Annotated in this window: 7 protein-coding genes; 2 read left to right on the top strand and 5 right to left on the bottom strand. The window is 64.8% G+C overall.

Translation table 11 applies throughout. From position 1 onward, the window contains the following. Window positions 1–3 precede the first annotated feature (3 nt). The 5 genes from J4D52_RS27980 to J4D52_RS27960 all read right to left on the bottom strand — a co-directional run bounded on the left by J4D52_RS27980 (window position 4) and on the right by J4D52_RS27960 (window position 4,437). Entirely contained in the window at window positions 4–393 is a 390-nt protein-coding gene (locus J4D52_RS27980; RefSeq protein ID WP_102678017.1) for a 5-carboxymethyl-2-hydroxymuconate Delta-isomerase, read from the bottom strand. A gap of 76 nt (window positions 394–469) precedes the next feature. Continuing rightward, window positions 470–1,327 carry a 3,4-dihydroxyphenylacetate 2,3-dioxygenase gene (gene hpaD / locus J4D52_RS27975; RefSeq protein ID WP_102678018.1) on the bottom strand — a complete coding sequence of 286 codons (858 nt, stop codon included), beginning with the start codon at window positions 1,325–1,327 and terminating at the stop codon, window positions 470–472. Between the two features lie 155 nt (window positions 1,328–1,482). Further along, window positions 1,483–2,943, bottom strand: a complete 1,461-nt coding sequence (gene hpaE / locus J4D52_RS27970; protein ID WP_102678019.1) for a 5-carboxymethyl-2-hydroxymuconate semialdehyde dehydrogenase — start codon at window positions 2,941–2,943, stop codon at window positions 1,483–1,485. Further along, on the bottom strand, window positions 2,944–3,744 hold the full coding sequence (locus tag J4D52_RS27965; RefSeq protein ID WP_102678020.1) for a fumarylacetoacetate hydrolase family protein: 801 nt from the start codon (window positions 3,742–3,744) through the stop codon (window positions 2,944–2,946). It lies immediately after the preceding gene. Window positions 3,745–3,753: 9 nt separating this feature from the next. After that, window positions 3,754–4,437, bottom strand: a complete 684-nt coding sequence (locus J4D52_RS27960) for a fumarylacetoacetate hydrolase family protein (protein WP_102678021.1) — start codon at window positions 4,435–4,437, stop codon at window positions 3,754–3,756. A 237-nt stretch (window positions 4,438–4,674) separates the two neighbouring features. On the opposite strand from J4D52_RS27960, the gene hpaA reads away from it, so the two are divergent. Then, the gene (gene hpaA, locus J4D52_RS27955; protein WP_110721772.1) at window positions 4,675–5,586 is read left to right on the top strand and encodes a 4-hydroxyphenylacetate catabolism regulatory protein HpaA; all 912 of its coding nucleotides are present in this window, start codon (window positions 4,675–4,677) and stop codon (window positions 5,584–5,586) included. A gap of 70 nt (window positions 5,587–5,656) precedes the next feature. Continuing rightward, window positions 5,657–6,751 (top strand): DUF1176 domain-containing protein, encoded by a 1,095-nt coding sequence (locus J4D52_RS27950; RefSeq protein WP_102678023.1) that lies wholly within the window; start codon window positions 5,657–5,659, stop codon window positions 6,749–6,751. Window positions 6,752–6,755 lie beyond the last annotated feature (4 nt).

Raw genomic sequence — 6,755 nt, 5'->3', positions numbered from 1 at the left:
AGGTCACGATTGCCGCTTGAGAAACTCATGCACGTTGTTGTGCTTGAAGTTCAGCTCGGCATCCAGCTCGCTCATCTCGAACGACAAGGCCAGCAGGCGCTGGGCCTGGAGTTCGGCGAAGTGCGCCTTGATGATCTCGAACAGTGCCTCGGCGACCTTGCGCCTGGTCGCCAGGTCGCGCCCGGCGCCGACCTGCAGGCGCATGTGGACGAAGGCGTAGTCGTGCTTGCCGTCGGCCATGCGCCAGGTGTCCAGGCGCACGCCGCGGCTGCGGATGCCGCCGAGCGGGAACACGCCGCTGGCCCCGAGGCAGTCGTGGACCTTCTCGAATAACCCCGGCAGGTCGGCGGCCTGCTCGATGTTGTCGGTGTATTCAGCGATGAAGTGCGGCATGTGATCCTCCTTGCGGGCGAACCTTCGGCGGCCAGCCCTGGAATTCAGGGCTGGGTTGGCGAGGCTGGCGCGGCGTCTAGAGTGGAAAAATGGCGTTGATCTGGCCGGTGCCGGAGCTGCCGAAAGGCGCGGTGACGATCTCTGCCGGCCGGTTGTATTCGGGGCCGCCGAGCAGGCCCAGGAGCATGGCGGTGTCGTGCATCCGGCCTTCGCCGAAGCAGTGCTCGGCGTAGTCCGGGAGCATCGAGCAGAACTCGCGAAAGCGCCCCTGTTGCCACAGTTCGACCACCCGCAGGTCCACCTGCTTGTCGAATTCGCGGGTCCAGTTATGGATGTTGGCTTCGGCCTCGCGGTCGTCGGAGAAACGGTGCGACAGCGAGCCGGAGGCCAGCACCAGGACCTTGCGGTCGCTCTTTTCGATGGCCCGGCGCACCGCGGCGCCGAAGGTGAAGCTGTCTTCGAGCTTGTGCCAGGCACACCAGGCGGCGATGGAAATCACCTGGAAATGCTGCTCCGGCGGTACGTCCATGTGCATGTAGCGCATCGGCACCAGGGTGCCGTACTCCAGCTCCAGGCTGGGGATGTTGTGGGCGAGGGTGCGCACATCGGCGGCATTGGCTTCGGCGGCAATCAGCTCGCCCAGCGTCGGGCAGCCGCTGTAGTCGTAGTCCATGTTCTTGATGAAGTGCGGCAGTTCGTTGCTGGTGTAGGTGCCCTTGAAATGCTCGCCGCAGTTGATGTGGTAACCGCTGTTGACCAGCCAGTGCACGTCGAACACCACCGCGGTGTCGGCCCCCAGTTCACGGGCGCGGCGGGCGATTTCCTTGTGCCCGGCGATCGCCGCTTCGCGACAGCCGTGGTGCTTGCCCGGCAGTTCGGACAGGTACATCGATGGAACGTGGCAGACCTTGGCGGCCATGACGACTTCGCCCATGGTGCTTCTCCTGAAACATCTTATTGTTCGATCTTGTAGCCGCTGCCGAAGGCTGCGATCGACTGCGTAGCAGTCGTAACCGGGACACCTCGATCGACTGTGAACAAGGCGCCGGATCGCGGCCCGCGGCCACGGCTACAGCGGATTTTTCAACCTTACACGCCCCAGCGCGGGATGTGGTGGCTGCCCATGGAGAGACAGATGTTCTTGATCTCGGCAAACACCTCGAAGCTGTACTCGCCGCCTTCGCGGCCCGTGCCGGAGCCCTTGACCCCGCCGAACGGCTGGCGCAGGTCGCGCACGTTCTGGCTGTTGATGAACACCATGCCGGCCTCGATGCCACGGGCCAGGCGATGGGCCTTGCCGATGTCCTGGGTCCAGATGTAGGAGGCCAGGCCGTACTCGGTGTCGTTGGCCAGTCGCAGGGCCTCGGCTTCGTCCTTGAACGGGATCAGGCAGACCACCGGGCCGAAGATCTCTTCCTGGGCGATGCGCATCTTGTTGTTCACATCGGCGAACACCGTCGGCTGGATGAACTGGCCACGGGCGAGGTGCGCCGGCAGGTTGGCCGGGCGTTCCAGGCCACCGGCGAGCAGGGTGGCGCCTTCCTCGATACCGATGCGGATATAGCCGGTGACCTTGTCGTAGTGGGCCTGGGTGATCATCGAGCCGACCTGGGTCTTGGGGTCGGTCGGATCACCGACGATCAGCCGCTTGGCGCGGGCGGCGAACTCGGCGACGAACTGCGGGTAGACGCTTTCCTGGATGAAGATCCGGCTGCCGGCGGTGCAGCGTTCGCCGTTGAGCGAGAAGATGGTGAACAGCGCGGCGTCCAGGGCGCGTTCCAGGTCGGCGTCTTCGAAGATCAGCACTGGCGACTTGCCGCCCAGTTCCATGGAGTACTTTTTCAACCCCGCGGTCTGCATGATCTTCTTGCCGGTGGCGGTGCCGCCGGTGAAGGAAATCGCCCGCACGTCCGGGTGGCGCACCAGGGCATCGCCGGCGGTGGCGCCGTAGCCCTGGACGATGTTCAGCACACCATTGGGAATGCCGGCTTCGACCGCCAGGCGCCCCAGTTCGTTGGCGGTCAGCGGCGACAGCTCGGACATCTTCAGCACCGCCGTGTTGCCCAGGGCCAGGCACGGCGCGGTCTTCCAGGTAGCGGTCATGAACGGCACGTTCCACGGCGACACCAGGGCGCAGACGCCGACCGGCTGGTACAGGGTGTAGTTGAGCATCTGGTCGTCCACCGGATAGCTGTGGCCATCCATGCGGGTGCAGACCTCGGCGAAGAAGTCGAAGTTGTGCGAGGCGCGGGGGATCAGAACGTTACGGGTCTGGTGGATCGGTAGGCCGGTGTCGAGGGTTTCCAGCTCCGCCAGGTGCGGCACGTTCTGGTCGATCAGCTCACCCAGCTTGCGCATCAGGCGGGCACGTTCTTTCGCCGGAGTATTAGCCCATTTCGGAAAGGCTTCCTTGGCGGCCGCGACCGCCTGGGCGATTTCCTCGGCACCGCCGCTGGCCACTTCACCAATGGCTTCGCCGGTGGCCGGATTGTAGTTGGTGAAGACGTCTTGGCTTTCGACCTCGCGGCCGTTGATCCAGTGTTTGATCATTTATGCGTGCTCCTTGGCCGCCAGTTGCGTGTCGTGTTGTGCCTTGATCCTGAAGAACTCCGCCTCGCTGACGATGCGGTTGACCAGCCGGCCGACGCCTTCGACTTCCACCACCACTTCATCGCCGGGCACCACGTCGGACAGGCCTTCGGGGGTGCCGGTGGCGATCATGTCGCCGGGTTGCAGGGTCATGAAGCTGGACAGGTATTCGATCAGGTAGGGAATGTCGAAGATCATGTCGGCGGTAGTGCCTTCCTGGCGCAACTCGCCGTTGACCCAGGTGCGCAGCTTCAGCCGGTTCGGTTCGGGCACGTCGGCGACGTCGACTATCCAGGGACCCACCGGGGTGGTGGCGTCGCGGTTTTTCACCCGCAGATTGGGCCGGTAGTAGTTTTCCAGGTAGTCGCGGATCGCGTAGTCGTTGCAAACCGTATAGCCGGCCAGGTAGTCCAGGGCGTCCTCGCGCTTGACGTTGCGCGCGGTCTTGCCGATCACCGCCACCAGTTCGCACTCGTAGTGCATGTAGGCGACGTTGTCCGGGCGCCAGGTGACCTGGTTGTGGCCGGTGTAGGTGCCGGGGGACTTGATGAACACCAGCGGCTCGGTCGGTGGCTTGAAGGCCAGTTCGGCGGCGTGGTCGGCGTAGTTCAGGCCCAGGGCGAACATGCTGCCGGTGGCCGGTGGCAGCCACTCGACCTGATCCTCGGCGAGCACACGGCCATCGGCCAGTTTCACGCTGTTGGGCGCGTTGACCACAACGTCGTGGACCTGGCCTTGATAACGGATGCGGGCGTGTTTCATGGCGGCTCCTTATTCGGCGGCTATTTCGGCGGCTGTTTCGGCAACAACGTGATTGGCGAGACGGCCCAGGCCGCTGATCTCCACTTCGATGCGGTCGCCGGGCTTGACGTCGACGCGGCCTTCGGGGGTGCCGGTGATCAGCACGTCGCCCTCGTGCAGGGTCATGAACTCGCTGAGTTCGGCGATCAACTGGGGGATGCCGCGTACGAAGTTGGCGGTGCTGTTGTGTTGGCGCAGCTCGCCGTTGACCCACAGCTTGAGTTCCAGCCCATGGGGATCGGCCACCTGTGCCGCCGGCACCAGTTCCGGGCCGAGGGCGCAGAAACCGTCGCGGCACTTGGCCTTGACGGCGGGGCGGTAGTAGCTGTCTTCCGGCAGGCTGAATTCGTTGACGATGGTGTAGCCGGCGACGTGCTGCAGGGCGTTTTCCACGCTGACCCGGCTGGCACTCTTGCCGATCACCACGCCCAGCGCCGGGCCCGGTTGCAGGCGCTCGACACCCTTCGGATAGATCACGGCGCCGCCGTGGACGTTGCGCGTGTTGGGGGTCTTGATGAACAGCACCGGCTTGACCGGTGGCTTCTGGTAGGGCGGCTGGGTGAAGGATTCCAGGTGGCTGCGCAACAGGCCCTGGTAGTTCAGCGCGACGCCGAACAGGGTGCCGGTGGCGACTTCATGCAGTGCACGGCTCATTGTGGTTTTCTCCTGAGCATCGCGGAAGACGAGGTGATTTCGTTAATGTGTTAACGTTATATTTAATATGTTAACGATCGTCAAGCGCCGGCCATGACCCGACCACGAACTGTCTGCCCCGTACTGGTGAACAGGCCGCGAATCCCGCAGGATGTGGGCGCTTGCCGCGGGTAAAAATAAAAAAGCGCTGTGGGCGAAAATAAAAAGCGCCGCGAGCGAAAAAAGAGACACGCAACCATGAGCGATCGCCAGCCGATCCCCAACATCAACATCGGCCAGGTCTACGACCAGCGTTACGCCGACTCGCAGGTGCATTACGACAAGCTGAGCAACCTGGCCGGGTTCTTCGGCCGCAACATGCCGGTGCACCGCCACGACCGGTTTTTCCAGGTGCACTACGTGAAAAGCGGCGCGGTGCGGGTCTATCTCGACGACCAGCAATACCTGGAATCGGGGCCGATGTTTTTCCTCACGCCGCCGACCATTGCCCATTCCTTCGTCACCGAGGCCGACAGCGAAGGCCACGTGCTGACAGTGCGCCAGCAGTTGGTGTGGGAGCTGATCGAAGCCGACAGCCGCCTCGCCAGCGGCCCCCAGGTGGCGCCGGCCTGCGTGGCCCTGGCGCGCCTGGGCCCGGGGTTCGCTGGCGAGGCACGGCGCCTGGCGCTGCTGTTCGATGAGTTGCAGGAGGAAGTCGCCGGGCAGGGCGCCGGGCATGCGTCGGCGCTGGAGGCCCTGACCCGCTTGATCATGATCAGCCTGCTCAGGCTCTCGGCCAATTCCCTCAAGGCGCGCCCGGCGCGCCACGAAGACCTGCAGATCTTCCATCGTTTCAACGAACTGATCGAAGCCCAGTACCTGGAGCATTGGCCACTGTCGCGCTATGCCGGGCAGATCGGCGTCACCGAGGCGCGCCTCAACGACGTCTGCCGGCGCATCGCCGACCTGCCGTCGAAACGCCTGGTGTACGAGCGCTTGATGCAGGAGTCCAAGCGCCTGCTGCTGTTTACCGCCAGCTCGGTGAACGAAATCTGCTACCAGCTGGGGTTCAAGGACCCGGCGTATTTCAGCCGGTTCTTCCAGCGCTACGCGAAGATGACGCCGGGGGAATACCGGGCGCGCCAGGACGCGGCGAAACCCTCGTCCTGAAGGCAAAAAAACTGGGAGGCCAGTGTCCGGCGTGGGACAATCGGCGCTTTTGCCCGACAAGGAAAGTCCCATGTTGCAGCGCACCCTGATGGTCCTTTTGCTGACGGCCAGCGCCGCCCAGGCGCTGGCGCAGAACGCCGCGGAAAAGGTGCCCTTGCTGCGCCAGACCAAGGAATGGATCACCGGCTGCGACAACCTGCGCAGCTGCCACGCCCTGAGCGCGCCCAACGGCGAGCACGGCGTGCAATACAGCAGCCTGACCCTGCACATCCAGCGTCGCGCCGGCCCCGACGGCCCCCTGGAAATACGCCTGGACCAGCGCGGCGAACCCGCCGAGCTGTCGGCCTTGCGCCTCGACGGCCAGCCGCTGGAGCCGCAGCTGCTGGACGCCCTGGTGCTGTTGCCGGAGAAGAAGGGCGCGCAAATCCAGGTCACCCGCTATGAAATCGCCGACCCGACCCGGGCCCGCCAGTGGCTGGAACGCCTGCGCAATGCCGAGGAACTGAAGCTGGCAGGGAACGACGAAGCCCGAGTGCCATTGTCCGGTTTGTCGGCGGCGCTGTTGCTGATGGACTCGGTGCAGGGCCGGGTCGATGGCGTGACGGCCTTGTGGCGGCCAGGCCCGCGTCCGGCCAGCGAGGTACCGGCGCGGCCGCTGCCGGCGCAATTGCGGGCTTATCCGGGGGCTCCGGAACTGACAGAGGCGGAGCGCACGCGCATTTCGGCGGCCGCCGTGAAACTCGCTGCACCGGGCACGCCGAACGACGATGAAGACTATGTGGCCGAGCCCCAGGTCGAGGTCTATCCGCTGACCGCGCAACGGGCGTTGACTGTGGTGCTGAGCGATTGCGCGGCCTACAACTGCGACTACCTGATCAGCAGCTGGTCGCGCAGCAATCCGCCGAAGCTCGAGGAGCTGCGCCGGCAAGCCTTGCCCATGAACAACGCGGACGGCTCGGGCGGCGCCAACTACGACCCCAAGACCGGAGTGTTGACCACCTTCTATCTGGCCCGCGGCATCGGCGACTGCGGTGAAAGCGGGCGCTGGCTGTTCGACGGCGAAAGCTTCCAGCTCAGCGATTACCGGCAGATGCCGACCTGCAACGGCCTGTCCTCCGAAGACTGGCCGCGGCTGTGGAACATCGCACCGCCGGCCAACCGCTGAGGCG

Source organism: Pseudomonas sp. GW460-12-10-14-TSB1 (assembly GCF_017349775.1).
Lineage (GTDB): Bacteria > Pseudomonadota > Gammaproteobacteria > Pseudomonadales > Pseudomonadaceae > Aquipseudomonas > Aquipseudomonas piscium.
The sequence above is the reverse complement of the archived record's forward strand: the minus strand, read 5'-3'. Positions and strand labels throughout refer to the sequence as shown.